This window comes from Bradyrhizobium sp. Kon69 (assembly GCF_055807515.1).
Genome location: NZ_JBVVOS010000011.1, coordinates 127,737 through 154,098, shown reverse-complemented (window position 1 = coordinate 154,098; position 26,362 = coordinate 127,737). Strand labels below are relative to the sequence as shown.

Genomic DNA, 26,362 nt, shown 5'->3' with positions numbered 1-26,362 from the left:
AGCTACGGCTTGGCAAGCCGGCACCGATGGTCATGGCGCGAAGTGAGCGAAGGCTGTCGCGCCGTAGCCCGCAGGGCGCAGGCGGACTGGCGCAGCGCGCAAGTCACCCCATCATCTCCCTGACCATCGGCACCACCTTCCGCCCGTAGAGCTCGATGCTCTTCATCAGCTTCTCGTGCGGCAGCGGGCCCGCCGAATACTTCAGCTGAAACCGCGAAACGCCGAGTGCCTTTGCCGTCTTGGCGATCTTGCGCGCGACCGTCTGCGGCGAGCCGAGATAGAGCGAGCCGTGCTCGGCCTCGTTGACGAACTCGTCGCGGCCCATCGGTGGCCAGCCGCGTTCCTTGCCGATACGGTCGCGCATCGCCTTGTAGTCGGGCCACAGCTCCTCGCGAGCCTGTTCGTCGGTCTCGGCGATATAGCCTGGCGAGTGCACGCCGATCGGTTGGGCCGGGCGGCCGAACTCCCTGAACGCGCGATGATAGAGATCGACGAAGGGTGCGAAGCGCGCGGGATCGCCGCCGATGATCGCGAGCATCAAGGGCAGGTCGTAATGCGCGGCGCGCACCACCGATTGCGGACTGCCGCCGACGCCGATCCAGGTCTTCAGCGTGCCGTTCTCGACCGGGGGATAGACCAGTTGATCCTTCAGCGGCGGACGCAGCTTGCCTTCCCAGGTCACCGGCTTCTGCGACAGCAGTGCTGCGAACAGATCGAGCTTCTCCTCGAACAGCTCTTCGTACTTGCGCAAATCAAAGCCGAACAGCGGGAAGGATTCCGTGAACGAGCCGCGGCCGAGGATCACCTCGGCGCGCCCGTTCGAGAGTGCATCGAGCGTGGCAAAGCGCTGGAAGACGCGGATCGGATCGTCCGAGCTCAACACCGTCACGGCCGAGCCGAGATGGATGCGCCTGGTCCGCGATGCGATTGCCGCCAGCACGGTCTCAGGGGACGAGATCGCGAAGTCGGCGCGGTGATGCTCGCCGAGGCCGATGAAGTCGAGGCCGAGCTCGTCGGCGAGCACCGCCTCGTCGACGACATTGCGGATCGCTTGCGCGTGCGGAACCATCGCGCCGGGGGCGTCCCTGGTGACGTCGCCAAAGGTGTCCAGTCCGAATTCGAGCGGTGCGGTCATTGATGAGATCTCTGCGGGCGCGGCTTGCGCGCCTGTCACTGTGGGGAGGGGATTGCTTTGGTTGGAGCTAAGCAGCAGGGACTGGAACACAATGCTGCTTCGAGAAACCCATTGTTTCCCTTTCTTCTTGGTGTCGGGGGCCCGCGGCTTCAGTCGGACCTGGCGAACATCTCGACCAGGGTGTCGCGCAGCCAGCGCTGCGCCGGTACGGTGTCGTTGCGCTGGTGCCAGAACAGGCTGACGATGCGCGGCGGCGCCTTGAGCGGAAGCGGCATCGCGTGCAGGAACGGCGCGTGCCGGGATTGCGAGCGCAAATCGCTCGGCAGCACGGCGATCAAGTCGGACTGGCGCACGATTTCGTAGGCGGCGCTGTAGTGATTGACGGTCGCGACCAGGTTGCGCGATAGCCCGCGCGAGGCGAGGAAGAGGTCGTAGGACGGCAGGGTCTTGCCGGCGAGGCTCACATCGACATGCCCCGCGTTGAGGAAGCTGCGCGTGCTCAGCCGCTTCATCGCCGCGAGCGTATGGCCGCGCCGCATGAAGCAGGCGTAGTCGACGGTCCACAGCGAGCGCGAGCGGATGGCGGCCGGCTGCTGCGCCTCGTTGACATAGACGCTGAGCACGCAATCAACGCGATTGTCCTCGAGCTGGTCGGCGATCTCCACGACCGTGTTGGGGACGGTATGGATGCGCGATTTGGGCGCGATACTGCCGAAATGGTTCAGCAGGTTCGGCATCACCAGCGAGGCGACGTAGTCCGACATCGACAGGCTGAACTCGGTCTGCGCACGGCGCGGATCGAACACCTGCTCGTCAAGCGCGCCGCGGACGGTTTCGAGCGCTTCGCCGATCGGCTCCCACAGCACCACGGCGCGCTGGGTCGGACGGATGCCGGTGCCGGACCTGACGAACAGGGGATCGCCGAGCGCGTCCCGCAGGCGTGCGAGCGCGTTGCTGACCGCCGGCTGCGTCATCAGAAGCGCGTTGGCGGCGCGCGTGACGCTGCCCTCGGTCATCAGCGCCTCGAACACTTTCAGCAGGTTGAGGTCGAGCTTTCGGAACGACAGAACATTCACCACAGTGATGTACTAGATCATGATTATAAATTATGACGATAATATCTCCTTGTCTATGGTTTCCCCCCAGGGAATGAGCGGAGTGCCGGGCCGCCAGACAGAGGGGACTTTCATGTCGATGATCTCGGCGCGCATCGAGCGCCTTCCATTTGCGCGCTTCCACGGGCATCTGCTGCTGATGGGCGGGCTCGGCTACATGTTCGACGCGATGGACGCGGCCGTGCTGGCGTTCATCCTGCCGGTGCTGCGCACGACCTGGAATCTGTCGAGCGTGCAGATCGGCGTGCTCGGCAGCAGCACCTATATCGGCTTCCTGTTCGGCGCGCTGCTGGCGGGCACGCTGGGTGACCTGATCGGCCGTCGCGCGGTGATGATGTCGGCGCTGGCGCTCTATTGCGTCGCATCCATCGTCAGCGCGGCGGTGAACGACTGGTCGTCCTTCTTCGCCGCCCGCGTCGTCGCGGGCATGGGGACCGGCGCAGAGAGCGCAATCATTGCGCCCTATCTGGCGGAATTCGTCGCACGGCGTTACCGCGGCAGCTTTACCGGCGCGCTGGCCGGCTTCTTCTCCTTCGGTTTCGTCGCGGCCGCCTTGCTCGGCTATTTCATCGTGCCCGCCTATGAGAACGGCTGGCGCATCGTTCTGGTCATCACCGCGGTGCCGGTCGTCATGCTGCTGTGGTGGCGCAGGGCGCTGCCGGAATCGCCGCGCTGGCTGGAAAGCCGGGGCCGCGAGAAGGAAGCCGCAGCCGTGCTGGACAGGATCGAGGCCGGATTTGTGAGCCAAGGCCACGTCCTGCCGCAACCGGTCGTCGAAATCACGGCGCCCGCCGTGACTGGTGGGACGCTGCTTGCCAATTTCGCCGCGCTCCTCGCCGGCCGCCAGGCGCGCATCACCATCATGACCTGGATCATGTGGCTTACGATCACGTTCAGCTATTATTCCTTCTTCGTCTGGATCCCCGGCCTTCTGGTCCAGAACGGCATGAGCATCACCAAGAGCTTCGCCTATTCGATCGCGATCTACTGCGCGCAGATTCCCGGCTATTTCAGCGCCGCGTACTTTAACGAGCGCATCGGCCGCCAGGCGACGATTGCCTCCTACATGGTGCTCGGCGGCGCCAGCGCGCTCGGACTTGCATTCGCGCAGAGCGACCAGCACATCATGGTCGCCGGAATCTTGCTGTCCTTCTTCATGAACGGAACCTATGCGGGCGTCTATGCCTATACCGCCGAGGTATTTCCGACGGCGGTCAGAACCACCGGCGCCGGGCTCGCCTCCGCAATCGGCCGCATCGGTGCGATCGTCTCGCCGATCCTGGTCGGCTATCTCTATCCCAATTTCGGCTTCGCCGGCGTGTTCGGCCTCACCACAAGCGTGCTGCTGTTAGGCGCGCTCACCGTGGTGCTGATGGGGGTGCCGACGCGCGGCCGTTCGCTGGAAGAGATTGCGGCGGGCGAAGTCGCATGAGGGAAACGAAACACCGGTCCGATCCGCTGCTCTGCGCCGTCGCGGCCGCGCAGGGCAGGGCGGATCAGCCGGATGCCCTGTACTCGGCGCTGGACGACGCCTTGAAGTCGGCGATCGGGCACAAGCTGTTCACGATCCTGACCTATGACGCCGACACGAGGGAAGCAGCGCGGGTGTATTCCAATCTGCCCGGACCTTACCCCGCGGGCGGACGCAAACGCCTGGCGCCGGGGCCGTGGACCGAGGCCGTGCTCGACCGCGGCGAGGCCTATATCGGCCGCACCCGGGACGATCTGCGCGAGGTGTTTTCCGATCACGAGCTGATCGCTTCGCTCGGCTGCGAAAGCGTGCTCAACATGCCCGTGCGCTGGCGCGGGCGCACGCTCGGCTCGCTCAATCTGCTCCATGAGGCAGGCTGGTACGGCGAGGACGATATCGCAGCGTGTCTCCCATTCGCCCAGCTCGCCTTGCCCGCGCTGCTCATCCAGTCCTGATTAGACAGGAAGTCGTCATGTCCCGTGTGCTCTTCAACAACGCCGCTCTGCTCGACCCGCTTCAGCCGGACCTCCTGGAGGGACATCACGTGCTGGTCGAGGACAATCTGATCAAGGAGGTCTCAGATCGGCCGCTCCAGGTGGAAGCCGACCGCACCGTCGATCTGAAGGGCAAGACGCTGATGCCCGGCCTGATCGACCTGCATGTACATGCGATCGCCGTGGAGCTCAATCTGGCGCAACAGGTGCACATGCCGAACGTGCTGGTGACGCTGCGCTCGACGCTGCTGCTGCGCGGCATGCTGCGGCGGGGCTTCACCACCGTGCGCGACGCCGGCGGCGCCGGCCATGCGCTGAAGCAGGCGATCGAGACCGGTCTCACCGACGGTCCGCGGCTGTTCGTCTCGGGACGTGCGCTCAGCCAGACCGGCGGCCACGGCGACATGCGGGCCCGCTCGGACTACCTCGCCAGCGATGCACCGTGCCCCTGTTGCGTGCGTGTCGGCGCGCTGGCGCGCGTTGCCGATGGTGTCGACGGCGTGCGCAGGGCGGCGCGCGAGGAGCTCCAGATGGGCGCCGACCAGATCAAGATCATGGCCTCCGGCGGCGTTGCTTCGCCGACCGACCCGGTCGGCGCCTTCGGCTACTCCGAGGACGAGATTCGCGCCATCGTCGAGGAGGCGCGCGGGCGTCAGACCTATGTGCTCGCCCACGCCTACACCGCTGCCGCGATCGAACGCGCCGTTCGCTGCGGCGTGCGCACCATCGAGCACGGCAATCTGGTCGATGCTCCGACCGCGCAGCTGATGGCCGAGAAGGGCGCCTATGTGGTGCCGACGCTCGTCACCTACGAGGCGCTGACCAACGAGGGCGCTCAGTATGGCCTGCCGCCGGAGAGCGTGGCCAAGATCGCCGATGTTCGCGACGCCGGCCTGCGTTCGCTCACGATCTACCGCGATGCCGGCGTGAAGATGGGGTTCGGCAGCGACCTGCTCGGACCGTCGCAGCGTCTGCAGAGCGACGAATTCCGCATCCGCGCCGAGATTCTCGGTCCGCGCGCCGTCATTGCCAGCGCGACATTGGTCGGCGCCGAGGTGCTCGGCATGGAAGGCAAGCTCGGCCGGGTCGCGCCCGAAGCCATTGCGGACCTGCTGGTGGTCGACGGCAATCCGCTGCGCGACGTGGCCTGCCTGCTGGGCCAGGGCGAGCACATTCCGCTGGTGATGAAGGCAGGCAAGGTCCAGTTCGACCGGCTGGGCGCCTAGCTGCCGCCGCATCCCGCGCGCCGGTGCGTCCTATTTCGAGATACGCACGACCATCTTGCCAAGCGCCCCGCGCGTCTGCATGGTCCTGAACGCTTCCCGGAAATCATCCAGCGCGAAGACGCGACCGACCACGGGCTTCAGCTGGCCTTCGGCCAACCATGCCGTCAGCTCCGACATCAGGCGCTTCTGCACCTCGGGCTCGCGGATTGGAAGCTGCGCGAGGTCGACGCCGAGCAGGGCGCCACCCTTCAGCAGTGGCAGGTTGAACGGCAATGCAGGGATCGCGCCGGCGGCAAAACCGACCACGAGATGACGGCCGCGCCATGCGATCGAGCGAAAGGCCTGAACCGAGACTTCGCCGCCGACGGGGTCGAAGATCACGTCGGCGCCGTGTCCTCCCGTCAATTCCTTCAATGTGTCGCGCCAGTTGGTCTGCGTGTAGTCAACCACGGCATCGGCGCCGTGCTGTCGCGCGAACTCGCGCTTGTCTGGTGTCGACGCCGCTGCGATCACGCGGGCGCCGAGCAGCCTGCCAATCTGGACAGCCGCGATTCCCGTGCCGCCCGCTGCGCCCAACACCAGAAGCTGTTCGCCTGCGCCGAGCGACGCGCGCGCACTCAGCGCATAGAGGGCGGTCAGGTAATTGGCACGAAACGAGGCGGCGACCTCCGCCGCGACGCCGTCCGGCAGGGGATAGAGCGCTTCGGGGGTGACGACGATCTCTTCGGCGAGCGCGCCCGACCGCGTCATGCCCATCACGCGCATGCCGGGTCGATAGCCGCCCGGTGCACCGGGCGCTTCGTCCACGATCCCTGCGAATTCGGTTCCGGGAATGAAGGGCAGGGGATCCTTGGTCTGGTAGAGACCCCGGATCTTCAAGCCGTCGACAAATCCGATTCCCGCAGCCTCTACCCGGATGCGCAGCTGTCCGGGCCCGAGGCGCGGAGACGCAACGTCCTTCAGCTCAATTTGATCGATGGGCGCGTATTGTTCGACGACGACGGCTTTCATGTCGGACCTCTGTTGTTCCAGTTATCCTGACAGGTCCCGACACCAGCCTCTTGTGTCTTACCGCCACATCCCCCGCATCCGCGCGCCGATGTCGACCTTTGGCCCTTGCGCGGCAGTGCGCGCTGAGCTTGCGCCGGCTTTGGGCCAGGCGGTCCGCTCGAACAGATAGACGAGCTGCTCCGGGATGAAGCGGGTGCGCGAGGCGTAGACGTGGCGGTCGCCCTTGGCGGCCTGGCCGTGTGTGAAGAAGCGCTGCGGCACCACGAGGTGCAGATCGTCCTTGGCGCGCGTCATCGCGACATAGAGCAGGCGGCGTTCCTCCTCGAGCTCGGCGCTGGTGCCGGCGCCGAGATCCGACGGCATGCAGCCGTCGACGACGTTGAGCACGAACACCGATTTCCACTCCTGGCCCTTGGCGGAGTGGATGGTGGAGAGGATCAGATAGTCCTCGTCGCGCAAGGGTGGCCCGGATTTGTCGCTGGTCGCATCCGGCGGGTCGAGCGTGAGCTCGGTCAGGAATTTCTCGCGCGAGGCATAGCCGCTCGCGATCTGCTCGAGCTGCATCAGATCGGCGCGGCGCGTCTCGGAATCCTCGTGCAGGCGATCGAGATGCGGTTCATACCACAGCCGCACGCGTTCGAGATCGGCCGGCCATTCCGAATAGCGCAGATTTTCGACGGTGCGGACGAAGTCGGTCCAATCCGCGCCGGTGCGCGCCGGCACCGGGAGCTGGCCGAGCGCGGCGAGCGGATCGGTGCTCTCGGCCATCTGGTCGAGCACACGCTGCGCCGTCGCGGGTCCGATCCCCGGCAACAGATGCAGGATGCGAAAGCCGGCGACGCGGTCGCGCGGATTCTCCGTGAAGCGCAGCAAGGCCAGCACGTCCTTGACATGCGCGGCATCGAGAAACTTGAGCCCTCCGAACTTGACGAAGGGAATGTTGCGGCGGGTGAGCTCGATCTCCAGCGGGCCCGAATGCGAGGACGTCCGGAACAGCACCGCCTGGTGCTTCAAGAGCGCGCCTTGCTCGCGATTGGCCAGCACCTCCTCGACGATGTAACGGGCCTGGTCCGCCTCGTCATGCACGGTGACGAGCTGTGGTTTTTGCGTGCCGGCGCGGTCGGTCCAGAGGTTCTTGGTAAAGCGCTCGCGCGCCAGGCCAATGACGCCGTTGGCCGCCGCCAGCACGGGTTGCGTCGAGCGGTAATTGCGGTCGAGCGTGATCATCTCGGCGCGGGGCGAGAAGCTCTGCGGAAAATCCAGGATGTTGCGGACGGTGGCGGCGCGGAACGAATAGATCGACTGCGCGTCGTCGCCGACCACGGTGAGGCCGCGCCCGTCCGGCTTCAGCGCCAGCAGGATCGAGGATTGCAGGCGGTTGGTGTCCTGATACTCGTCGACCAATATGTGATCGAAGCGGCCGCCGATTTCTTCCGCGATCAGGGCATCGCTCATCATCTGCGACCAGTAGAGCAGGAGGTCGTCGTAATCGAGCACGTGCTGGGCCTGCTTGGCCTCGACATAGGCCGCGAACAGGCCCTTCAGCTCGGCCGCCCAGCCTGCGCACCAGGGATATTGTGCCCCCAAAACCTTCTCGGTCTCCATCTCGGCATTGACGCAGCGCGAGTAGATCGACAGGCAGGTGCCTTTGGCGGGAAAGCGGCTCTCCGTCTTCGACAATCCGCGCTCGTGCCGGACCAGGTTCATCAGGTCGGCGGAATCCTCCCGGTCGTGGATGGTGAAGGCAGGATCGACACCGATCCGCTCGGCATATTCGCGCAGCAACCGTGCGCCGATGCCGTGGAACGTGCCGGCCCAGGTGAGCGCGTCGCGCATGATCGCGGCATTGTTCTCGCCGAGGACTTTTCGGGCGATGCGCTCGACCCGGCCAGCCATCTCGGCCGCGGCGCGGCGCGAGAACGTCATCAGGAGGATGCGGCGCGGATCGCTGCCCGCGACGATCAGGTGCGCGACGCGGTGGGCCAGCGTGTTGGTTTTGCCGGAGCCCGCACCGGCGATGACGAGCAGGGGCGCGCCCACGGTCGCACCATCGGCCACGCCATGCTCCACGGCGCGGCGCTGCTCCGCATTGAGCGTGTCCAGATATGTCGCCACGAATCGCCCCGGTGAAACAGCCAGAGTCGGCGATCCCGCTGCGAATCGCAATGCGTCTGGACGGGACCGATGTTAAGACCTAGGGACAAGACGGCCCAAGGTTCCATTCCGAAAAAGCGCCACCCGGCATGACCGAGCTCAAATCCGACCAATTCGAGATGCGACGGCTGGAATCGCTCAGCAACACCATCTTTGGCGTCGCCATGACGCTGCTCGCCTACGACCTGCCCAGGGCCGCGGTGTTCAGCAGCGCGCCCGACTGGAACGATCTCGCCCGGGTCTATTCCGGCAAGCTCGCGGGTCTAGCGCTCAGCTTCATCATCGCCGGCGTGTTCTGGATCAGCCATCACCGGCGGCTGGCGCGCCAGCCGGTCGGCAGCCGCGGCGCGGTGATCCTCAATCTGTTCTTCCTGCTGTCGATCGTGCTGCTGCCGGTGACCAACGGCCTCTACACCAACTACCCCACGAGCAGTGCGGTCGCGGTGCTCTACGGCCTGCACCTGACTGCGATCGCCGGCCTCAATGCCTGGCTGTGGTTCAGGATCCTGGGCGGCTGGCGCCAGGAGATCATGGCTTCGCTGTTTCCGCTGCTGGTATTCATCCCGGGCACGGTCGTTGCGGCGTTCGCGCCGCAAGTCGCGCCGTTCGTGTGGTTCATCGCCTTCGGCGGCCTGCTGATCCAGCGCTTCTATGCCTCCCCGGCCGGGACGGACGCATAGGGCCGCGGCTCAGTCTTGCGTCGTGCCGAACCCGTCGGCCGGCACGTAAAGCTTGACCGGGCGGATTTCGTAGACCGCTGACGGATTAACCTGGCGCAGGGTCCGCGCGGCCGCGATCGCCTCCTCGTCCGTGTCGTATTCGACGAGGTGGAAGCCCAGGAGCTGCTCCTTGGTCTCGGCAAACGGGCCATCCAGCACGACGCCCGCGCCGGGGCCGCGCAAGGTGCGGGCCTTTCGGGTCTCATCCAGGCGAGCGGCCGGGCCGAAATGCCCGCTTGCCCGGAGGGGCGCCTGAACCTCGATGACTTTGGCCACAACTGCGGCGTCCTTTTCGGGCGTCCAGGACAAGATCTCGTCTTCCACGTGATAGGCCAGGATGGCGTAAAGCATCGTCACCTCGTTGATTTTCGCTGCGCGCGTCCAAAGGACGTATCACCACCATCGCAGCCGACAATGGGGCTGCGGAAAATATTGCGTCGCGGGGTGCGGCGACGAAACCCTCCCGAAACCCGATTGCGGCCGAAAGGTGTGAACGCCGCCCGAATGCGGCGCGACTGATTGCCACCAAGAACACTTCGGAGGCGGCCATGTCGACCATCAAGATCATCTGCAAGATCATCTGCGACGCGCGTCGGGCGGGAAAGTCGGACGCTGCGGATCTGCACGACCAGAGCGGCCACCATCGCTATTACGGCAGCTCGGCCGAGAGCGGCGGCGAGCGCATCGTCGAAAGCCGGCGCGGCAAGCGCCCGCCCGCAATGAGCGTTTGCGGCTTCTAAGCCCGACGCTTGCGAAACAGCCTGCAACCATGAACGTCGTGCAGATATCGATCGCCGCGATGCCGTTTCTGCTCTCGCTCGCGAGCAGGTCCGGCAAGGCGATCGCGCCATGCCTGCTTGCGGGCATCTTCACCGTGCTTCTCGGCGACGAGCCGCCGCGGGCGGCCATGGCCTGGTGCGTCGGGCTGCTGATCGCGGCGGTAGCGGTGCGGGAGCGACCTCGCACGAACTGACTGCGTGTCACATCCCGCTCAGCACCTGCTTGATCAGGGTTTCCCGCAACTGGGCGAGGTCGCCGCTCGCCTCCATCTGCGCGATCATCCTTCCGACCTTCGGCACGAGATCGCGATGCCGTTCATGCAGATGGTGGTAGATGCTGATGCGCTCGAGTGGCGGTGAGAGCGGATGGATCCTGGCCTGGAGATTGAGTTTCTTCACCGCAGCCAACCCGCTGAAGAGGTCGGTGACCATCACGTCGAAGCGGTCGGCATCGAGCATCTTGACCATGTTGTCGAGGCTTGTGGTTGCCGTGACCCGGGTCATGCCGCGCGTACCGGCTTCCGACGAGCCGACGCCGCGTACGATGCCGATGCTGTAGTCCCTGATTGAATTCCAGCCGGCGACGTCGAACTGCAGTTTCGTGGTGAAGACAGCGGGCTCGATGTAATTGATCGCGGGTGTCACCTGGATCAGCGTCGGGTAGTCGCGAGACAACGTTCCGATCCGCTGGACCTCGCCGTCGACCTCGCCGGTGCTCGACAGCGCGAGCGCGCGCTTGCCGGGGACATCCTCGAATTCGAGTTTGATGTTCAGCCTGGCATAGACCGCGCGGAGCATCTCGCCGCCGACATATTGATCGGGGATATCGGCGATGCGTGCCAGCCGCATGACCTCTTGCGCCTGCGACGGCCCTGCCGCGAGCAGCAACAGGCAGACCACGACTATCCGCCTCATGACGCATCTCCCTGGCCATGCCTTTTGGCGTGCTCTGCTACCATCGGACTCCGGTGCCGCGGGTCTACTGGAGATGGCAGCTGCGCCGGTCCGCAACGTTGACAGCGCCTTCCCGCTGTGGGGGCGGCTCCGGACTTTCACCGATGTCATTCTAGCACGCGAGGTGGTAGTTTGCCCGGGAATCCTGCTGCTGGGCGCAAGATATGACCCCGTCGAACTCAGGCCGCCCATGGGCCGACAGGATCATGGGCCGACAGGATCGCCACGTGTATCGCGTGACGCGGCAAAGCCTCACCGTTCACTTTGCGCGCGGCTGCGGCCGGTAGGCCGAGCAGGTGCCGCCATTTCGGGGACGTGGTGCATGGGCAACGCAGGTGACGACGATACCAAGCGCGGCCGCGCCATTGCGCCGGCGGCTGCGAAGCAGGATTTGACCGGCATCGGCGCCGCGCTCGCGCCTGCGATGTTCGCGGCGCTCCTGTCGCGGATCTTCAACTGGTCGCGCACCGGCGTCGGGCCCCGGCTGCTGGCCGCCGTGCTGCTGTTCTCATCGGTCGTGACGCTGACCCTGACCGCGCTCCAGCTCTATCTGGATTACAATCGTGAGGTCGGACTGATCGAGACGCGGCTGGACGAGATCGGCCGCAGCACCACAGGCAGCCTTGGAGAGAGCCTGTGGAATCTCGACCAGAACCAGCTCAAGCTGCAGCTCGATGGCATTCTGCGGCTGCCCGACATCCGTGCGGCGGAGGTCCGCGAGATCGCCGATCGGCCCAATCCGATCCGGGTCGAAGTCGGCGAGCGAAACACCCGTTCGATCATGACCCGGGAATTTCCGCTGAGCACGATGGTGCAGGGGACCTCGCGCGCCATCGGCACGCTCCGGGTCGAGGCGACGCTGACCGACGTCTATCAGCAATTGCTGAACAGGGCCCTCGTCATTCTGGCAAGCCAGGCGGCAAAGACGTTCCTCGTCTCGTTGTTCATCATCTACATGTTTCATCTGCTGGTGACGCGGCATCTCGTCGCCATCGCCGAGTACGTCGGCAAGTACAGCCTCGGACGGCCGCCGCCGCCGCTGCGCCTGGAGCGCCGGCCGCCTTACGAGGCCGACGAGCTGGACAAGGTGGTCGTTGCTTTCAACGCCATGTGCGCCAACCTCGAACATGCCTATGGCGAGCTGCGCGAGGCCAATGGGAATCTCGAGCGTGACCTGAAGATCCGGCGGCACGCCGAGGAGAACGCCCGAGCGAGCGAGCAGCGCTTCCGTGACTATGCCGAGACCGCATCCGACTGGTTCTGGGAGACCGGCCCGGATCACGTGTTCACCTACATTTCAGATCGGGCCGATGCTTTCGGCATGGACCACACGGCGCTGATCGGGAGGCGCCGTTCAGATGCCGCCTTCGACCGCGATGCCGAGCCGCAGAAATGGCGCGGTCACCTGGCGACGCTGGATCGCCACGAGCCGTTCCGGAAGTTCGAGTATCGCGGCCGCGATGCGGCTGGACGCGCGCGCCATTTCAGCGTCAACGGCCAGCCGGTGTTCGGCGCCGACGGGCGCTTTATGGGGTATCGTGGTTCGGCCACCGATCTGACCGAGCAGCACGAGACGGAGGAGCGGCTTCGCCAGTCGCAGAAGATGGATGCGATCGGCCAGCTCACCGGTGGCGTCGCGCACGACTTCAACAACGTGCTCACCGTCATCATCGGCACCATCGAGATCATCCGGGAGGGGCTGGCGGACAAGCCCGACCTCGCCGCGATCGCCCAGCTCATCGACGATGCGGCGGCGCGAGGCGCGGAGATCACCTCGCAGCTCCTGACCTTTGCGCGTCGGCAGCCGCTGGAACCGCGCGAGATCGACGTGAACGGCCTCGTGCTCGAGACGGCGAAGCTGTTGAAGCCGACCCTGGGCGGAAACGTCGAAATCGTGACCCACCTCGCGGACGACGCCTGGCCGGCGATGGCCGATCCGTCGCAGCTGTCGTCGGCGATCATCAATCTCGCCGTCAATGCGCGCGATGCGATGGCTGGTGGCGGCACGCTGACGCTCGAGACCGCGAACCGCGAATTCGATGGCGCGAATGGTGCCGGTGAAGGCGACGCCACGCGCGGCGCCTTCATCATGGTCGCGGTGGCCGACACCGGCCATGGGATCCCCGCCGACCTCCGCGACCGCGTGTTCGAGCCGTTCTTTACCACCAAAGGGGTCGGTCGCGGCACCGGGCTCGGCCTCAGTATGGTCTACGGCTTCGCCAAGCAGAGCGGCGGCAGCGTTGCGATCGAGAGTGAGGAAGGCCGCGGCACCGTGATTCGGCTGTTTCTGCCGCGCTCTGCGGGCGGAGCGCGGGCCAGGACCGGGCCACTGCAGGCGCCCGCGGCGGCACGCGGCCACGAGACGATTCTCGTCGTCGAGGACGATCCGCTGGTGCAGGGCTATGTCATCGCCCAGCTCGGCAGCCTCGGCTATCGCACCCTCGCAGCCGGCGACGGCGCAACCGCGCTTGCGCTGGTGCAGCAGGGCGCCCAATTCGATCTGCTGTTCACCGACATCATCATGCCCGGCGGCATGAACGGGCAGGAATTGGCCGAGGCCGTGCGCTGCCTGCGCCCGGGGATGAGGGTGCTCTATACGTCCGGCTATACCGACAACGCCCTCGACCACGAGGGGCATCTCGGTCCCGGCGTTGCGTTGCTGAGGAAGCCGTACCGGAAGGCGGACCTGTCATCGAGGATCCGCGAGGTGCTCGCCGGCGAGCCGCCCGCCTGAGCAGCCGGCGCGTGACCTACGAAAAAGGCGCGGCGGGGAGACCCCGTCGCGCCCGATTTCTTGCTGGCTGGTCCAGGGCTGAGAGCGCCCCGATGCCAAGCCTTTATTCAAAGCTTAGCGGGCGATCCCAGCGAGGTGACAGCGCTTGGTAAAAGACACTGGATCACCTCCTTTCGTTGGTTGCGGAAGACATCAATATAGGCGGCAATTCCGGAGTTGTTAAGGGGAGGCGGGTCGGGAGGAACCAGCGGCTGTTCGCAAGGCCGGGAAGGCGCTGGAAAGACGACGATTGGGCAGTTGATGGGCAGTTGAGACCGCCGCCCGGCCGTGTTAGGGAGCCCCTGTCGCGGGTGTAGCTCAATGGTAGAGCAGCAGCCTTCCAAGCTGAATACGAGGGTTCGATTCCCTTCACCCGCTCCAAGGCTTTCGATGTCCGGCCCGAAGATGGGTAACGGAACGTACCTAAGACATAGGTGACAGCCTCGTGCCGAACGGGTTGTCGAGAGGTTGCACGGTTTTCTGCTCGAGGTCGAAGTATCTCAGATCGTAATGCATGAAGCTGACGGGCCAAATGCCCTCGCTCAGCGCGAGGTTCTTGCAGCTGCACTCGGAGGTGTGGCTCGTGTGTCGAATACCGGGAGCGGTAAGTTGAAGGCAAAGGCGAGCGCTCCCCGGAAAAGGCAGCGAGCTGCCTAAGCCCAGCGCCTCTTGGCCGTAGCGTCCAGCGCCGAGCGAAGGAAACCACGCGCTCAATTGGTTCGGTCGCCGGACCTTGCCTTCTTGGGTGAAGCAACACCTCGCTCCCGGCGGGACTTCGCAGGAGCTTCAGGTTCGATCCCATTCTGCTGGTCGAACTTCCTGATCCACGATTGAATGTAGCCCGGATCGTCCGGACAAAGCTGCTCAAGTAAACGAAGGTTCTGCGCTCTGAATTCCACTAGGGTTTTCGGCAATTGTGCCTCCTCAAAACCCTGCCCATATCTAGGCTGCTGCATCGGGAAAAAGTGGTCAAGCCAAAAGGGCGCTTGAAAAGATCGGTGCGTTGATGCAGCGCCGACAGCAAAAACCCCGCCTGGGGGAAGCGGGGCTTTCGGGTGAAGCTTAGGGACGCTTCGACTGTATGACGCGCGATCGCGGAAAAAGTTCAAAGCTAGAAAGCGAACCACGCCAACACCGCAACGATCGGGATAATTGCCACGCCGAGAAGCACCAAGGGTGCAGGTTCATTGCCGGTCCTGTCGCTCAATGCTGATCTCCTTAAAAAGTCTCGGGTTAGCGGCGTGCCAGGGGGCTTTTAGGGGCTCAAACGTCACGTTTTCGGACTTGGCTGCGGCGCAGGTGTGGCTTGCGGAGAAGGTGCCGGATTGCTCAATTGCTGAGGCGCTGCGGCTTCGCCGCCTGCGTGAGGAACGCACGTACCGATGTTGCTGAGCAGCCGTTTGGCCTGGAGGTCGCGCACCTTTGAGTATTCGCGTCGTCGCTCGATATTGGCCGCGGCCCATCGGTCCCAGGCCTCGAAAGCGTCCGTATAGTGCTTTCGCATCTGCTCCTCGGCGGCAAGGCAATCGGCAAACTTGTCGAAAACCAGGTCGGTGTTGACCGGGGTCATGCCTCCTACCAGGACAACAAGCATCCATTTCATCTTGCCGATCGCCTTTCGCGCCGGGCGAATTCTCCGCTAACGCGCGGAATTCCGTCCACTGTGGTTAGATGGCCCGACGGCTGCGACCGGCTACAAAACCGTAGACGAAAAGCACGATGATGGCGCCTACCACTGCCCCCACGAGTCCTGCGCCTTCTCCTGGCCGGTACCAGCCGAGTGATTGGCCAAGATAGGTCGCAACGAACGCGCCTACTATTCCCAGGATCGTGGTCAGGATGAAACCCGAGGGCTCGTTGTCACCGGGCATGATGAACTTCGCGATGACGCCTGCGATGAAACCGATGATGATCGTCCAGATGATGCTCATATCTTTTCTCGAGTCTTGAGGAGTGTTATCCCGAGGATTGCGCCGGAAGACGTCCCTCGGGCGTGTATTTGTCCACCGCTGCCGGAAGCTCGCGCGACAATCGGTCGAGGATCTCCTGCTGAGACAGGCCGGTCTGCTGCTCAAGTTTTTGAAGAACGTCCGGACCGATAGCCTGCCGGAGTTCGGGCGGGGTGACTTCGCGGTTTGGCCCCTGATTGATCCAGGATTGAGCCGCATCGCCTTGCCCGTTCTGTCTGAAGTGCTCGAGCAACTCGCCGATCCCGCCGTTCAGCAGCGAACCGACGCCGCCGCCTCCCACAAGGCCGCCAAGGTTGCCGAGCATGCCGCTCAGCGAATCCTTGGTGCCCGACGGCTGACCGGAGGTAGCGTTGCGAAACATGTCGGCGAGCTTGTCCCGATTTTGATAGCCGGCGATTGCGAGCATACCCAAGAGGGCGGTCATCGATGGCATTCCGCGGCTCATTTCGGGCTCCTGAGTTCGATGATGGGCAAGCGTGCGTAAGCAATAGCGGCCCGCCTTGCGCTGGCCGCCACATCACTCATCGCCCACAACATACGCGGTGCTGGGAAGTTCCACGTTTCCCCAGAACCACGTTTCCTCAGAACGATGGGCTGTCAGTCATTGCCAGTCCCGAACAAATTGATGCGTCTCGCTTGACCGACTTGGCGTTTCGGGTCGGCAGAGCGACTCTATTCCTGTTCGCTATCCTTCTCCTCGCGCTGCTTCCGGGCACGATCGACTGCGCCGCCCTGGGGCTGCCCGCTGACCTTCACGCCGGGGAGATGATCGACCTTGTTGTTGGCGGCCTCTTCGGCACGCTGCAATTCGCGATCGATGATGTCGCGTGATCCTTCGGCCGGTTCCTTGTCGAATGGGCTCTTGATGTTGGTGCTCATGACTGATCCTGCTTGTCGGCGCACGTTGATTTGTTGAGGCAAGCGCGGCTCGCGCCCATCGTTCCTGTCGAGGCGGCAGCGTTTGTGCAGCCTCTTTATTCCCTGTGGTCGTCGATTTCGGGGGCGACCTGTCCGTAGTTCAGCAGGGCCACCAGTGTCGTTCCGCCCAGAATATTGCCGAGGAGTGTGGGTACGAAGAAGTCCGAGGCATATTGTGAAAGCGATGCCCGGCCGCTCTGGACCAGGAAGGCGCACTCGACCGAGCCCGCGATGATGTGCGCGAACTGGCCGAGCGCGACCACATAGGTCATCACGACGACGAGGTGCGGGCGCGATCCCTTCACGGCAGGCAGTAGCCACGCCATCAAGGCGATCAGCCAGCCGGCAAAGATCGCCCGGACAAGGGTCGTCGTGAACGTGCCCTCGATGGTGTGGCGGCTGAGGTCCACGAAGGCGTCCACGATGCGTGGTTCGAAGATGCTTGTGTGCGCGAGCACGGATCCGACCGCCCAGGTTCCCGCGATGTTGGAGGCGAGGACCAGGCCCCATAGTTTGATCACGCTTCCGAGCGTGCCGAGATCCCTGTTGTGCAACAGCGGCAGGATCGGTGTCAGTGTGTTCTCGGTGAAGAGCTGCTGCCGTCCCAGCACCACGACCAGGAAACCGACCGTGTAGCCGAGCGGAGCCACCAGGCGCCGGGTGGCCTCGTCGGAGATCAGCGCGTGAAACTCGCCCTGGACGATCAGGGACAATCCCATCGAAAGACCGGCGGCGAGGCCGGACAGCACGATAGCCCACCATCGCCGCTCCAGTTCCTGCTCACCCTCGGCGCGGATCGTCTCGTGGATGAGTGCGGCGTTCGGCCGGCTTTGGGATTCGATCTGCTCGGTCTGGCGCCGCGAGACGCCGTCGAGCTTCGAGGCTGGATTGAAGGAGGCGCCGTCGCCAGGCTGGTCCACTCCGCGGTCTCCTGAAGGGCAGGTTCATCTCAAGGCCCGGATCAAGGCTCGGAGCGGCGATGGGTTCCTCGTGAGCGCTTCGCCGCCGCAGCGCTGTTGAGGAGCGGCGGCGCTGAGGCCGACGATCAGGAACCTTCGCTGGAAGCGGGTGTTTTCCAACGGGGAGGGGTGGCGATCTGACAAGAGGCCAACCGTGCAAGATGCCAACCGTGCAAGATAACGTGCGCGTGCGCGCGACCGCACAAATCGCGGGCCATCCGATTCATCCGATGCTGGTGCCGATCCCGGTCGCGTGCTTCATTGGAGCGCTGCTGACCGACATCGCCTATGTCGTCAGTGCCGAGATCATGTGGGCGGATTTTTCGGCCTGGCTTCTGGTCGTCGGCGTGATCTTCGGCGTGCTGGCAGCCATCGCCGGCCTGACCGATTTCCTCGGCAACCGCCTGGTGCGGGCGCAGTCGCCGGCCTGGCCGCATCTGATCGGCAACGCGCTGGCGCTGATCCTGGCCACCGTCAATGCGTTGATCCATACGCGCGATGCCTGGACCTCCGTGTGGCCGACCGGGCTCCTTCTTTCAGCCATCACCGTATTGATCCTGCCGGTCACCGGCTGGCTCGGCTGGGCCATGGTGTACCGCCACGGCGTAGGAGTTGCGCGATGAGCTCCGCAATCGCTCGGGCGCTGTTGTGCGCCTCGCTGCTGTCTCTCGCCGGCTGCAATGACGGCAGTGGCGATCCGAAGGCGCAAACCGGCGCCAACCCGACGCTTCCCGACATCCAGCAATATCTGCTGCCGCCGATGCACATCGCCCGTATCGTCGGCTGGAAAAAGGACGAGACGCCGGCCGTTGCGCAGGGCTTGCAGGCCAAGGCCTTCGCGACCGGCTTGCAGCACCCCAGATTTCTCTACGTCCTTCCCAACGGCGACGTGCTGGTGGTGGAATCCAAGGCGCCGAAGGGCGCTCCGATCAAGCGGCCCAAGGAAATCGTGATGGGATACATCGAGTCCTGGGCGACATCAGGCGGCGACACCGGCGAGAGCAACCGCATCACGCTGCTGCGCGACAGCAACGGCGACGGCGTCCCGGACACGCAAAGCGTCTTCCTCGACCATCTCAACTCGCCGTTCGGCGTCGCGCTGGTCGGCAACGATCTCTATGTCGCCAACACCGATGCGATCGTCAAATATCCCTATACCGAAGGCGATACCAAGATCACCGCGCCGGGCACGGTGCTGACGCAGCTGCCGGGCGGACCGATCGACCATCACTGGACCAAGAGCCTGGTCGCAAGCCCCGACGGTTCAAAGTTGTATGCCGGCGTCGGCTCCAACAGCAACATCACCGAGAACGGCATGGAGGCCGAGCACAATCGCGCCGCCATCCTCGAGATCGACCGTGCCAGCGGCCGCTGGCGCATCTTCGCAAGCGGCTTGCGCAATCCCAACGGCCTCAGCTTCGAGCCGCAGACCGGCGCGCTGTGGACAGTCGTGAACGAGCGCGACGAACTCGGCCCCGACCTCGTGCCAGACTACATGACATCGGTGAAGGACGGCGGCTTCTACGGCTGGCCCTACAGCTATTACGGCCAGCACGTCGATCCGCGCGTCAAGCCGGAGCGTCCCGACCTCGTCGCCAAGGCGATCGTGCCTGACTACGCGCTGAGCTCGCATGTCGCGCCGCTCGGAATGGCCTTCAACACCAGCGCGAGTCTGCCGGCGGCCTATCGCAACGGCGCGTTCGTCGGCGAGCACGGCAGTTGGAACAGGCAGGTCTTGAACGGCTACAAGGTGGTGTTCGTGCCGTTCACGGATGGCAAGCCGAGCGGCCCGCCGCAGGATGTCGTCACCGGCTTCCTCAACAGCGACAACCAGGCGCGCGGGCGGCCCGTCGGCGTCGCCATCGACAAGACCGGCGCGCTGCTGGTCGCCGATGACAGCGGCAACACGGTGTGGCGCGTGTCGGCGGCGCACCCGCAGCTCACGCAGCGATAGATCTCGAGGAGTTAAATGATGGGCCTTGCTCAATACACGATCGTGCCGGTGCAGGACGAATGGGGCGTGCTGCACGACGGCGACGTCAAGAACAGATACTCCACCAAGGAAGCGGCCTTCGAGTCGGCGGTGGCTGCCGCCTCGCTCGCGCTTCGCGAGGGACACGAAGTCCATGTCAGCGTACCCGGCCGCGAAGCCGGCGAGAACGCGCTGGGAATTTGACGGGACACTCCGAGCAGAACACATCAGGAGGCTGCGATGACCAAGCCCCGTGAGCCGAACGGCATTGAACCCTCCCGTTCCGAAGACGACATTCAGCGCGACCAGCTCGGGCCGCGCGGCGTGCCGAACGCGCCGGATCCGGCCAAGATGACACCCCAACGCGACAAGAAAACGCCGAAGCACGTCGATCCCGGCCATACAGCCTGACGGCTGCCCCGCGGCTTTTCTGTTCGGCCGTTAAGTCGCCGCACCGGCAGTCGACTTACGCCGCTGCAACGATATCCGTCTTGGCAAAGTCGTCGCCGACGTAAAGAAGTGCGCAGCCATGCTCCTTGGCGACATCGTAGGCGAAGCAGTCACCAAAGTTGAGACCGGCAGGACGAATTCCTTTGCCCCAACGCGAGTAGATCTGCGCCACGCGTTCGGCCGAAGCTTGGGTCACCGAGATCACGTTCAAACCGAGATCGTTGATCAGCCTGCTCATCTCTTCGTCGACGCCCCGCCGTGCCGCGACGATCAGGCTTTCTGCAACGGAGGCGGCCGAGATCAGGATTTCGTCGGCGGTCTCCAGCGCGGTGATGCAAGCATCGGCTTGCGGTTCGTCGAGCACGATCGCCATCAGCGCGGAAGTGTCGACTGCGATCATTCCGGCAGTCCGTCATCGCCGAAAAGAAAGTCCTGACTGCGCGCGGCGCTCGGTCCGGGAATAGCTTTGGCCCCGCCGGTCCTTCGTGCCGCCTCGAGCAGGGTCCGGCGGGCGGCGCGGTCCGGCGGAACCTTGACCGGAACGAGCCGCACCGCGGGATGTCCATGCCGCGTCAGGATCACCTCGTCGCCGGCCTCTGCGCGGCGGACAAGATCGGTCAATTGTCCTTTTGCGTCGGTAACGGAGACCCGCATCTCATTGTCCTTCCTCAAGTTTCATAAATTGGACCATGCAATGGTCCAATGTCAACTACCTCCCACCCGCTATCGTCGGAGGCGATCTCGCGGCCGATCTCGGCATGAGCCTGCCGGCGGTGTCGCCGGGACGCGGGTTCTCCCGCGCAAATAACATCACGTTAGGTTTGTCGCATAACAGGGTAATTGTGTTAGCCCGGCGAAAGCCTATCGTCGCCACCAAGCAGACACCCATCGGCAATGACAAGCGCTCGCGAAACTCCGCAGAGCGGCCGGAGAGTGCTGCCCAATTTTGAGCGAAGCCCGTCAACGGGACGTCAGTCAAAAACCCAAGGGAGGAATCTTGAGATGACCGCGACCAATCAGATGAGTCAGTCCAGGAAAGCCGCTGCCAGCGGCTGGATCGGGTCGGCTCTCGAATATTATGACTTCTTCATCTACGCGACCGCCGCGTCACTGATCTTCCCGCAAATCTTCTTCCCGTCGGAGAACCCCACCGTCGCGATCGTTGCGTCGCTGGCGACCTATGGCGTCGGGTATGTGGCCCGGCCGATCGGTGCCTTCGTGCTCGGGCACTGGGGCGACACCCATGGCCGCAAGACGGTTCTCATCATCTGCATGTTCCTGATGGGTATCTCGACGATGGCCGTGGGTATCCTGCCGACCTACCAGCAGGTTGGCATCTTGGCGCCAATTCTGCTCGTCATTCTGCGCCTCGTGCAGGGATTTGCCGTTGCCGGCGAAATCTCAGGCGCAAGCTCGATGATCCTGGAGCACGCGCCGTTCGGTCGGCGGGGCTTCTATGCCAGCTTCGCCCTTCAGGGCGTGCAGGCCGGACAGATCCTCGCCGCAGCAATCTTCCTGCCCTTGGCGGCCTACATGCCGACCGAGGCCTTCAACAGCTGGGGCTGGCGGATTCCCTTCCTGCTCAGCTTCTTCGTCATCGTCGCGGGCTACATCATTCGTCGCGAAGTCGACGAGACCCCTGCCTTTGCCCGCGAGGGCGAACGGGGAGAAACGCCGCGCGCGCCCATCGTCCAGGCCATCAAGCTGAGCTGGCGCGACATGCTCAGGGTCATCTGCATGGCGCTGATGAATGTCATTCCTGTCGTTGCGACCATCTTCGGCGCGGCCTATGCGGTGCAGCCGGCCTACGGGATCGGTTTTGCCAAGGACGTCTATCTCTGGATCCCCGTGCTCGGAAACATGCTGGCGGTGTTCGTCATTCCCTTCGTCGGCAATCTCTCCGACAAGGTCGGTCGCAAGCCTCCGATCATCGTCGGCGCGCTTCTCTCCGGCTTGCTCGCCTTTTGCTATCTCTATGCCATCAGCATCAGGAATGTGCCGCTGGCAATATTGGTGTCGCTGCTGATGTGGGGCGTGGTCTATCAGGGCTACAACGCGATCTTTCCGAGCTTTTACCCGGAGCTGTTTCCGACGCGCACCCGCGTCTCGGCCATGGCTATCTCGCAGAACATCGGAACCACCATCACCGCATTGCTTCCCGCCCTGTTTGCGACCGTCGCGCCTCCCGGCTCGACCAACATTCCGTTGACGGTGGGGGCGATTGCCTTCGCTATCACGGTCATCGCCGCGCTGGCGGCCCTGACCGCGCGGGAAACCTATCGGATCAGGATCGACGATCTCGGCAATCCCAATGCGGTTCCGATGCCGCGGGCAGATTATGACCGTCAGCGCGCCGGCGATGCGGTGAGCGGGGCTGCCACGGTTCGGACCTGACGGGTATGGTAAAGGCAACTGCCGCCGCGATCGATGATGTTCGCGGCGGCAGGGCCCCACTGCAGAGTCAGCCTGCCGATTCGAGTTTGGTGCGCGTGAGCGCAATCAATATGAGGTTGCAAGATGAACCCCGTCGTCGTCGCTGTCGCCATCACCGGCTCCGTTCCGCGCAAGAAGGACAATCCCGCGGTCCCGATCCTGCCGTCCGAGCAGATCGAGTCGACGCACCAGGCCTTCGAAGCCGGTGCCACGCTCGCCCATATCCATGTTCGAAACGACGACGAGACGCCGTCCTCCGATCCCGAGCGTTTCGCCGTGGTGCAGGAGGGCATCAAGAAGCACTGTCCTGACATGATCGTTCAGTTCTCGACCGGCGGGCGGGGCCGCGATCCCTCGGCGCGCGGATCGTCGCTCTATCTGAAGCCGGACATGGCCTCGCTGTCCACGGGATCGGTGAACTTTCCGACCATCGTCTACGAGAACAGCGCCGCCCTGGTCGAGACTCTCGCCACCGGGATGAAGGCGAATGGCATCCGGCCGGAAATCGAGATCTTCGATCTGTCGCATCTGCACGGGGCCCGCCGCTTGATCGAGGCTGGGCTGATCGACGCGCGTCCGCACGTGCAGTTCGTCATGGGCGTCAAGAACGCCATGCCCGCGGACGAGCATGTCCTCGACATTCTGCTGGGAGAGCTCAGGCGGCTGATCCCGAAGGCGACGTGGACCGCAGCCGGAATCGGACGCCACCAGGCCGAGGTCATGGGCTGGGCGCTCGCGCGGGGCGCCGATGCGGTCCGCACCGGACTCGAGGACAATATCAGGATCGACAAGGCGCGCCTCGCGGCCAGCAACGCCGAGCTCGTGGCCATCGCCGGTGAGGCTGTCGTGCGCTACGGCCGGCGCGTGGCGACTGCGGCCGAGGCGCGATCCCTGCTCGGGATCGCGGGGCAGGGAGCTCCTGCCGCCTCCTGACATGCTCCCGGCCGCCTGCTGCCATTCGACAGCCGGCGTTTCCGTGCGCCGAGTCTCCGGGTAAGACTGCCGTCACAGGCGTGATCTGCGCCTGGCGGGCAGGCGACGGTTGGAATGCGGTTTCTGAAATCTGACAGCAGGCTCATCGGGGTCCTGCTGGTGCTCGCGGTCTCCCAGCTTGTTGGGTGGGGTACGATAGGTCTTCCCGCCATCGTCGGACGCGATCTCGCGGCCGATCTCGGCATGAGCTTGCCGGCGGTGTTCGCCGGGACGTCCGTGCTCTATGTGTCGATGGGACTGTGCGCGCCCTGGCTCGCCAAATCGTTTGCACGGCACGGTGCACGAAAGGTGATGATCTCAGGCACGGTCCTCACCGTGCCGGGCTTCATACTGCTGTCCCTCGCGCGCGAGCCGATGCTGTATTTCGCCGCCTGGATCGTCCTCGGCATCGCCGGCAGCGCCACGCTTTCGACCGGCGCCTATATCATGCTGAACGAGGTCGCCGGGCGGCAGGCCAAGAATGCCATCGGCGCGCTGATGCTGGTGACGGGCCTTTCGAGCAGCATCTTCTGGCCGACGACGTCGTTCCTCAGCGGTCTGCTCGGCTGGCGCGGGACGTGCCTGGTCTATGCGGCGATGATGATCGTCATCAACCTTCCGCTCTACGCGTTTCTCGCACCGCGCCGGAAAATCGCCGCGGGTCATGGCGGTGAGCCGGTGAAGTCTTCGCCGCCGCCGGCGATTCCCAGGAGCACCTTCAGCCTCGTCGTCGCCGCGATCACGCTCAATGCCTTCGTCAATTTCGGCATCGGCGCCATCATGATCGAATTGTTGAGAGCGGAGGGGCTTCCCCCGGCGCAGGCGCTTGCGTTCGGCTCGATGCTGGGCGTGATCCAGGTCAGCGCGCGCGGGCTCGATTTTCTCGGCGGAGGGCGGTGGGACGGAATCACGACCGGGCTCGTCGCCGGCACGGCGCTGCCGATCGCCATGCTGCTGCTGATGACGAGCGAGGGCGCGACCTGGGCGGTTGCGGCCTTCATCCTGCTCTACGGCGCCGGCAGCGGCGCGATGGCGGTGGCGCGGGCAACGATCCCGCTCGTGTTCTACGATCAGACCGAGTTCGCCAAGGCGATGTCGATGATCGCGCTGCCGCTCAATCTCGCCTCCGCGGTTTCGCCCCCGCTCCTTGTCGGCCTGCTCACCCAGTTCGGCAGCCGCGGCGCGCTCGGTCTCACCTTCGTCTGCTCCTGCGCCACGGTGCTGATCCTGGTCCTGCTCGGCCGACGGCGGCCGCAAGTGGCTGCAGCGGCCGTGACCTGAGAATATTCGCGCTGCGGAAATTCACCGCGCGGATGACCTGCGCCGGGCGGGCGGGGGGATAGCCGTATGCCCCCAGTGCAGTGCTCGGACCGCCAAAATAGTGTATCCGCAGGGAGCGCGGCCCGCGATTTCGCCGCCGCGCCAATATCCAGTTCCCGGAGGAATTCGACATGTCGGCCCTGCCGCTCTCAGGCATCAAGATCCTTGACCTCACCCGCGTGCTTGCCGGGCCCTTGTCGGCCCAGATGCTGGGCGATTTGGGCGCGGAGGTGATCAAGATCGAGCGGCCGGGCACCGGTGACGACGCGCGCGCCTTCGGCCCGCCCTATCTGACCGACCCTGATGGCAAGGCCAACAACAACAACTCGTTCTACCTCTGCGCCAACCGCAACAAGAAGTCGGTCACGGTCAACATCGCCAAGCCCGAAGGGCAGGCGATCATCCGCGAGCTCGCCAAGGACGTGGACGTCTTCATGGAGAACTACAAGGTCGGCGATCTCAAGCGCTACGGCCTCGACTACGAGACCATCAAGGCGATCAATCCCGGCATTATCTATTGCTCCGTGACCGGCTTCGGTCAGACGGGGCCTTACGCGCCGCGCGCCGGCTATGACGCTATCCTGCAGGCGATGGGCGGCCTGATGAGCGTCACCGGCCATATCGACGGCGAGCCCGGCGAGGGCCCGATGAAGGTCGGCCCGTCGATCGTCGACTACATGACCGGCATGAACACCTCGATCGGGATACTTTCGGCGCTGTACCATCGCGACGCCAATGATGGCGTGGGACAGCATATCGACGTCTGCCTGTTCGACACCGTGATCGCGTCGTTGTCGCACTGGCTGCAGATCTACCTCGTCAACGGCAAGACGCCGCCGCGCCGCGGCACCTGGGGCAATGGCGGCATGCCGGCCGGCGTGTTCCGCTGCACCGACGGCGAGCTCATGCTGGTGGTCGGCAATGACGGCCAGTTCCAGCGCACCTGCGCCGTGCTCGGCGAGCCCGAGCTCGCGAACGACAAGCGCTTCGTCAAGAACAACGATCGCGTCGTGCACGGCAAGGAGATCATGGCGATCTTCGCCGGCCTGTTCCTGAAGCAGCCGGTGGCCTATTGGCTGGACAGACTGGAGGAGGCCGGCGTGCCGTCGGGTCCGATCAACAATTTCGAGCAGGTGTTTTCCGATCCCCACGTCCAGTCGCGCGGCATGCGGGTGAAGGTCGACCATCCCTTCCAGCCCGATCTCTCGCTGATCCGCAACGCGCTGACGCTCTCGGAAACCCCGATCAAGGATTACCGCGCCCCGCCGTTGCTCGGTGAGCACACCCAGGAGGTGCTCGCCGGCAAGCTCGGCTATGATGCCGGCAAGATCGAGGCGCTGAAGCAGCAGGGCATTATCTGATCTTGTTTCCCTCTCCCCTTGTGGGAGAGGGTGGCTTCGCGAAGCGAAGACGGGTGAGGGGTTCTCTCCGCGAGTCGAACTCTTACGTGAGCGCGTGGATAGAACCCCTCATCCGGCGCTTCGCGGCCACCTTCTCCCGCGGGGGGAGAAGGGAAGACGGCGCCGATCGTGTTGAG

The 26,362-nt window shown here is 64.6% G+C and carries 28 protein-coding genes and 1 tRNA gene; 16 read left to right on the top strand and 13 right to left on the bottom strand.

Annotated elements, in window-relative coordinates:
- Positions 1–103: 103 nt before the first annotated feature.
- Together AC0L3U_RS16920 and AC0L3U_RS16915 are read right to left on the bottom strand one after the other, a co-directional pair.
- Positions 104–1,135, bottom strand: coding sequence for an LLM class flavin-dependent oxidoreductase (locus AC0L3U_RS16920; protein WP_473362469.1), 1,032 nt, complete (start codon positions 1,133–1,135; stop codon positions 104–106).
- 149 nt (positions 1,136–1,284) lie between these two features.
- A complete protein-coding gene (locus AC0L3U_RS16915; protein WP_473362468.1) occupies positions 1,285–2,214 on the bottom strand; it encodes a LysR family transcriptional regulator in 930 nt (309 codons plus the stop codon).
- 109 nt (positions 2,215–2,323) lie between these two features.
- Between AC0L3U_RS16915 and AC0L3U_RS16910 the strand changes: the two genes are divergently transcribed.
- From AC0L3U_RS16910 to AC0L3U_RS16900, 3 genes are read left to right on the top strand one after another with little or no spacing between them, the layout of a single operon-like run.
- Positions 2,324–3,682: an MFS transporter gene (locus AC0L3U_RS16910; protein ID WP_247437775.1), complete on the top strand. Its 1,359-nt coding sequence runs from the start codon at positions 2,324–2,326 to the stop codon at positions 3,680–3,682.
- A complete protein-coding gene (locus AC0L3U_RS16905; RefSeq protein WP_473362467.1) occupies positions 3,679–4,176 on the top strand; it encodes a GAF domain-containing protein in 498 nt (165 codons plus the stop codon). Before AC0L3U_RS16910 ends, AC0L3U_RS16905 begins: the two co-directional genes overlap by 4 nt.
- A 17-nt stretch (positions 4,177–4,193) precedes the next feature.
- A complete protein-coding gene (locus AC0L3U_RS16900; RefSeq protein ID WP_473362466.1) occupies positions 4,194–5,441 on the top strand; it encodes a metal-dependent hydrolase family protein in 1,248 nt (415 codons plus the stop codon).
- Between the two features lie 30 nt (positions 5,442–5,471).
- On the opposite strand, the gene AC0L3U_RS16895 is transcribed toward AC0L3U_RS16900, so the two are convergent.
- Both AC0L3U_RS16895 and AC0L3U_RS16890 read right to left on the bottom strand, forming a co-directional pair.
- Positions 5,472–6,452 (bottom strand): NADPH:quinone oxidoreductase family protein, encoded by a 981-nt coding sequence (locus AC0L3U_RS16895; protein WP_473362465.1) that lies wholly within the window; start codon positions 6,450–6,452, stop codon positions 5,472–5,474.
- Between the two features lie 57 nt (positions 6,453–6,509).
- Entirely contained in the window at positions 6,510–8,567 is a 2,058-nt protein-coding gene (locus AC0L3U_RS16890) for an ATP-dependent helicase (protein WP_473362464.1), read from the bottom strand.
- A 128-nt stretch (positions 8,568–8,695) separates the two neighbouring features.
- On the opposite strand from AC0L3U_RS16890, the gene AC0L3U_RS16885 reads away from it, so the two are divergent.
- Entirely contained in the window at positions 8,696–9,286 is a 591-nt protein-coding gene (locus tag AC0L3U_RS16885; RefSeq protein ID WP_473287611.1) for a TMEM175 family protein, read from the top strand.
- Positions 9,287–9,295: 9 nt separating this feature from the next.
- Here AC0L3U_RS16885 and AC0L3U_RS16880 read toward each other — a convergent pair whose 3' ends face one another.
- A complete protein-coding gene (locus tag AC0L3U_RS16880) occupies positions 9,296–9,676 on the bottom strand; it encodes a YciI family protein (protein WP_473287610.1) in 381 nt (126 codons plus the stop codon).
- 197 nt (positions 9,677–9,873) lie between these two features.
- Between AC0L3U_RS16880 and AC0L3U_RS16875 the strand changes: the two genes are divergently transcribed.
- The gene (locus AC0L3U_RS16875; protein WP_473348110.1) at positions 9,874–10,065 is read left to right on the top strand and encodes a hypothetical protein; all 192 of its coding nucleotides are present in this window, start codon (positions 9,874–9,876) and stop codon (positions 10,063–10,065) included.
- 29 nt (positions 10,066–10,094) lie between these two features.
- Positions 10,095–10,298 (top strand): hypothetical protein, encoded by a 204-nt coding sequence (locus AC0L3U_RS16870; RefSeq protein ID WP_473362463.1) that lies wholly within the window; start codon positions 10,095–10,097, stop codon positions 10,296–10,298.
- 7 nt (positions 10,299–10,305) lie between these two features.
- Here the strand turns inward: AC0L3U_RS16870 and AC0L3U_RS16865 are convergent, their stop codons facing one another.
- Positions 10,306–11,019: a substrate-binding periplasmic protein gene (locus tag AC0L3U_RS16865; RefSeq protein ID WP_473362462.1), complete on the bottom strand. Its 714-nt coding sequence runs from the start codon at positions 11,017–11,019 to the stop codon at positions 10,306–10,308.
- 361 nt (positions 11,020–11,380) lie between these two features.
- Here AC0L3U_RS16865 and AC0L3U_RS16860 point away from each other — a divergent pair, with 361 nt between their 5' ends.
- Positions 11,381–13,792, top strand: coding sequence for an ATP-binding protein (locus tag AC0L3U_RS16860; protein ID WP_473362461.1), 2,412 nt, complete (start codon positions 11,381–11,383; stop codon positions 13,790–13,792).
- Positions 13,793–14,138: 346 nt separating this feature from the next.
- Positions 14,139–14,212 (top strand) — tRNA-Gly (locus AC0L3U_RS16855).
- An 889-nt stretch (positions 14,213–15,101) separates the two neighbouring features.
- Here the strand turns inward: AC0L3U_RS16855 and AC0L3U_RS16850 are convergent.
- The 5 genes from AC0L3U_RS16850 to AC0L3U_RS16830 all read right to left on the bottom strand — a co-directional run bounded on the left by AC0L3U_RS16850 (position 15,102) and on the right by AC0L3U_RS16830 (position 17,639).
- Positions 15,102–15,434: a hypothetical protein gene (locus tag AC0L3U_RS16850; RefSeq protein ID WP_247287070.1), complete on the bottom strand. Its 333-nt coding sequence runs from the start codon at positions 15,432–15,434 to the stop codon at positions 15,102–15,104.
- A 64-nt stretch (positions 15,435–15,498) separates the two neighbouring features.
- Complete coding sequence (locus tag AC0L3U_RS16845) at positions 15,499–15,762, bottom strand: GlsB/YeaQ/YmgE family stress response membrane protein (protein WP_018459399.1); 264 nt, start codon at positions 15,760–15,762, stop codon at positions 15,499–15,501.
- Positions 15,763–15,787: 25 nt separating this feature from the next.
- Positions 15,788–16,246, bottom strand: coding sequence for a YidB family protein (locus AC0L3U_RS16840; RefSeq protein WP_473362460.1), 459 nt, complete (start codon positions 16,244–16,246; stop codon positions 15,788–15,790).
- A gap of 227 nt (positions 16,247–16,473) precedes the next feature.
- A complete protein-coding gene (locus tag AC0L3U_RS16835) occupies positions 16,474–16,680 on the bottom strand; it encodes a hypothetical protein (protein ID WP_473362459.1) in 207 nt (68 codons plus the stop codon).
- Positions 16,681–16,775: 95 nt separating this feature from the next.
- Positions 16,776–17,639: a formate/nitrite transporter family protein gene (locus tag AC0L3U_RS16830; protein ID WP_473362458.1), complete on the bottom strand. Its 864-nt coding sequence runs from the start codon at positions 17,637–17,639 to the stop codon at positions 16,776–16,778.
- A gap of 209 nt (positions 17,640–17,848) precedes the next feature.
- On the opposite strand from AC0L3U_RS16830, the gene AC0L3U_RS16825 reads away from it, so the two are divergent.
- From AC0L3U_RS16825 to AC0L3U_RS16810, 4 genes are read left to right on the top strand one after another with little or no spacing between them, the layout of a single operon-like run.
- The gene (locus AC0L3U_RS16825) at positions 17,849–18,301 is read left to right on the top strand and encodes a DUF2231 domain-containing protein (RefSeq protein ID WP_473362457.1); all 453 of its coding nucleotides are present in this window, start codon (positions 17,849–17,851) and stop codon (positions 18,299–18,301) included.
- Positions 18,298–19,632: a PQQ-dependent sugar dehydrogenase gene (locus AC0L3U_RS16820; protein WP_473362456.1), complete on the top strand. Its 1,335-nt coding sequence runs from the start codon at positions 18,298–18,300 to the stop codon at positions 19,630–19,632. The genes AC0L3U_RS16825 and AC0L3U_RS16820 overlap by 4 nt, the downstream gene beginning before the upstream one ends.
- A gap of 18 nt (positions 19,633–19,650) precedes the next feature.
- Positions 19,651–19,854: a hypothetical protein gene (locus AC0L3U_RS16815; protein ID WP_007611681.1), complete on the top strand. Its 204-nt coding sequence runs from the start codon at positions 19,651–19,653 to the stop codon at positions 19,852–19,854.
- A gap of 36 nt (positions 19,855–19,890) precedes the next feature.
- The gene (locus AC0L3U_RS16810; protein WP_473287601.1) at positions 19,891–20,061 is read left to right on the top strand and encodes a hypothetical protein; all 171 of its coding nucleotides are present in this window, start codon (positions 19,891–19,893) and stop codon (positions 20,059–20,061) included.
- A gap of 55 nt (positions 20,062–20,116) precedes the next feature.
- Here the strand turns inward: AC0L3U_RS16810 and AC0L3U_RS16805 are convergent, their stop codons facing one another.
- Together AC0L3U_RS16805 and AC0L3U_RS16800 are read right to left on the bottom strand one after the other, a co-directional pair.
- Positions 20,117–20,500 (bottom strand): type II toxin-antitoxin system VapC family toxin, encoded by a 384-nt coding sequence (locus AC0L3U_RS16805; RefSeq protein WP_473362455.1) that lies wholly within the window; start codon positions 20,498–20,500, stop codon positions 20,117–20,119.
- Complete coding sequence (locus AC0L3U_RS16800; RefSeq protein ID WP_456769398.1) at positions 20,497–20,754, bottom strand: type II toxin-antitoxin system Phd/YefM family antitoxin; 258 nt, start codon at positions 20,752–20,754, stop codon at positions 20,497–20,499. Before AC0L3U_RS16800 ends, AC0L3U_RS16805 begins: the two co-directional genes overlap by 4 nt.
- A gap of 348 nt (positions 20,755–21,102) precedes the next feature.
- Here AC0L3U_RS16800 and AC0L3U_RS16795 point away from each other — a divergent pair, with 348 nt between their 5' ends.
- The 4 genes from AC0L3U_RS16795 (at position 21,103) to AC0L3U_RS16780 (ending at position 26,186) form a co-directional block, all read left to right on the top strand.
- The gene (locus AC0L3U_RS16795; protein ID WP_473362454.1) at positions 21,103–22,494 is read left to right on the top strand and encodes an MFS transporter; all 1,392 of its coding nucleotides are present in this window, start codon (positions 21,103–21,105) and stop codon (positions 22,492–22,494) included.
- Positions 22,495–22,617: 123 nt separating this feature from the next.
- Entirely contained in the window at positions 22,618–23,466 is an 849-nt protein-coding gene (locus AC0L3U_RS16790; protein ID WP_473362453.1) for a 3-oxoadipate:acetyl-CoA acetyltransferase, read from the top strand.
- Between the two features lie 114 nt (positions 23,467–23,580).
- The gene (locus AC0L3U_RS16785) at positions 23,581–24,786 is read left to right on the top strand and encodes an MFS transporter (protein ID WP_473362452.1); all 1,206 of its coding nucleotides are present in this window, start codon (positions 23,581–23,583) and stop codon (positions 24,784–24,786) included.
- A gap of 170 nt (positions 24,787–24,956) precedes the next feature.
- Complete coding sequence (locus AC0L3U_RS16780; RefSeq protein WP_473362451.1) at positions 24,957–26,186, top strand: CaiB/BaiF CoA transferase family protein; 1,230 nt, start codon at positions 24,957–24,959, stop codon at positions 26,184–26,186.
- The last annotated feature ends 176 nt before the right edge of the window (positions 26,187–26,362 follow it).

Bases quoted from the DNA above. Each gene is read 5' to 3' on its own strand.
- AC0L3U_RS16920 (WP_473362469.1), bottom strand. From the start codon at position 1,135: ATGACCGCACCGCTCGAATTCGGACTGGACACCTTTGGCGACGTCACC.
- AC0L3U_RS16910 (WP_247437775.1), top strand. From the start codon at position 2,324: ATGTCGATGATCTCGGCGCGCATCGAGCGCCTTCCATTTGCGCGCTTC.
- AC0L3U_RS16905 (WP_473362467.1), top strand. From the start codon at position 3,679: ATGAGGGAAACGAAACACCGGTCCGATCCGCTGCTCTGCGCCGTCGCG.
- AC0L3U_RS16900 (WP_473362466.1), top strand. From the start codon at position 4,194: ATGTCCCGTGTGCTCTTCAACAACGCCGCTCTGCTCGACCCGCTTCAG.
- AC0L3U_RS16895 (WP_473362465.1), bottom strand. From the start codon at position 6,452: ATGAAAGCCGTCGTCGTCGAACAATACGCGCCCATCGATCAAATTGAG.
- AC0L3U_RS16885 (WP_473287611.1), top strand. From the start codon at position 8,696: ATGACCGAGCTCAAATCCGACCAATTCGAGATGCGACGGCTGGAATCG.
- AC0L3U_RS16880 (WP_473287610.1), bottom strand. From the start codon at position 9,676: ATGCTTTACGCCATCCTGGCCTATCACGTGGAAGACGAGATCTTGTCC.
- AC0L3U_RS16875 (WP_473348110.1), top strand. From the start codon at position 9,874: ATGTCGACCATCAAGATCATCTGCAAGATCATCTGCGACGCGCGTCGG.
- AC0L3U_RS16870 (WP_473362463.1), top strand. From the start codon at position 10,095: ATGAACGTCGTGCAGATATCGATCGCCGCGATGCCGTTTCTGCTCTCG.
- AC0L3U_RS16865 (WP_473362462.1), bottom strand. From the start codon at position 11,019: ATGAGGCGGATAGTCGTGGTCTGCCTGTTGCTGCTCGCGGCAGGGCCG.
- AC0L3U_RS16860 (WP_473362461.1), top strand. From the start codon at position 11,381: ATGGGCAACGCAGGTGACGACGATACCAAGCGCGGCCGCGCCATTGCG.
- AC0L3U_RS16850 (WP_247287070.1), bottom strand. From the start codon at position 15,434: ATGAAATGGATGCTTGTTGTCCTGGTAGGAGGCATGACCCCGGTCAAC.
- AC0L3U_RS16845 (WP_018459399.1), bottom strand. From the start codon at position 15,762: ATGAGCATCATCTGGACGATCATCATCGGTTTCATCGCAGGCGTCATC.
- AC0L3U_RS16840 (WP_473362460.1), bottom strand. From the start codon at position 16,246: ATGAGCCGCGGAATGCCATCGATGACCGCCCTCTTGGGTATGCTCGCA.
- AC0L3U_RS16835 (WP_473362459.1), bottom strand. From the start codon at position 16,680: ATGAGCACCAACATCAAGAGCCCATTCGACAAGGAACCGGCCGAAGGA.
- AC0L3U_RS16820 (WP_473362456.1), top strand. From the start codon at position 18,298: ATGAGCTCCGCAATCGCTCGGGCGCTGTTGTGCGCCTCGCTGCTGTCT.
- AC0L3U_RS16815 (WP_007611681.1), top strand. From the start codon at position 19,651: ATGGGCCTTGCTCAATACACGATCGTGCCGGTGCAGGACGAATGGGGC.
- AC0L3U_RS16810 (WP_473287601.1), top strand. From the start codon at position 19,891: ATGACCAAGCCCCGTGAGCCGAACGGCATTGAACCCTCCCGTTCCGAA.
- AC0L3U_RS16805 (WP_473362455.1), bottom strand. From the start codon at position 20,500: ATGATCGCAGTCGACACTTCCGCGCTGATGGCGATCGTGCTCGACGAA.
- AC0L3U_RS16800 (WP_456769398.1), bottom strand. From the start codon at position 20,754: ATGCGGGTCTCCGTTACCGACGCAAAAGGACAATTGACCGATCTTGTC.
- AC0L3U_RS16795 (WP_473362454.1), top strand. From the start codon at position 21,103: ATGACCGCGACCAATCAGATGAGTCAGTCCAGGAAAGCCGCTGCCAGC.
- AC0L3U_RS16790 (WP_473362453.1), top strand. From the start codon at position 22,618: ATGAACCCCGTCGTCGTCGCTGTCGCCATCACCGGCTCCGTTCCGCGC.
- AC0L3U_RS16785 (WP_473362452.1), top strand. From the start codon at position 23,581: ATGCGGTTTCTGAAATCTGACAGCAGGCTCATCGGGGTCCTGCTGGTG.
- AC0L3U_RS16780 (WP_473362451.1), top strand. From the start codon at position 24,957: ATGTCGGCCCTGCCGCTCTCAGGCATCAAGATCCTTGACCTCACCCGC.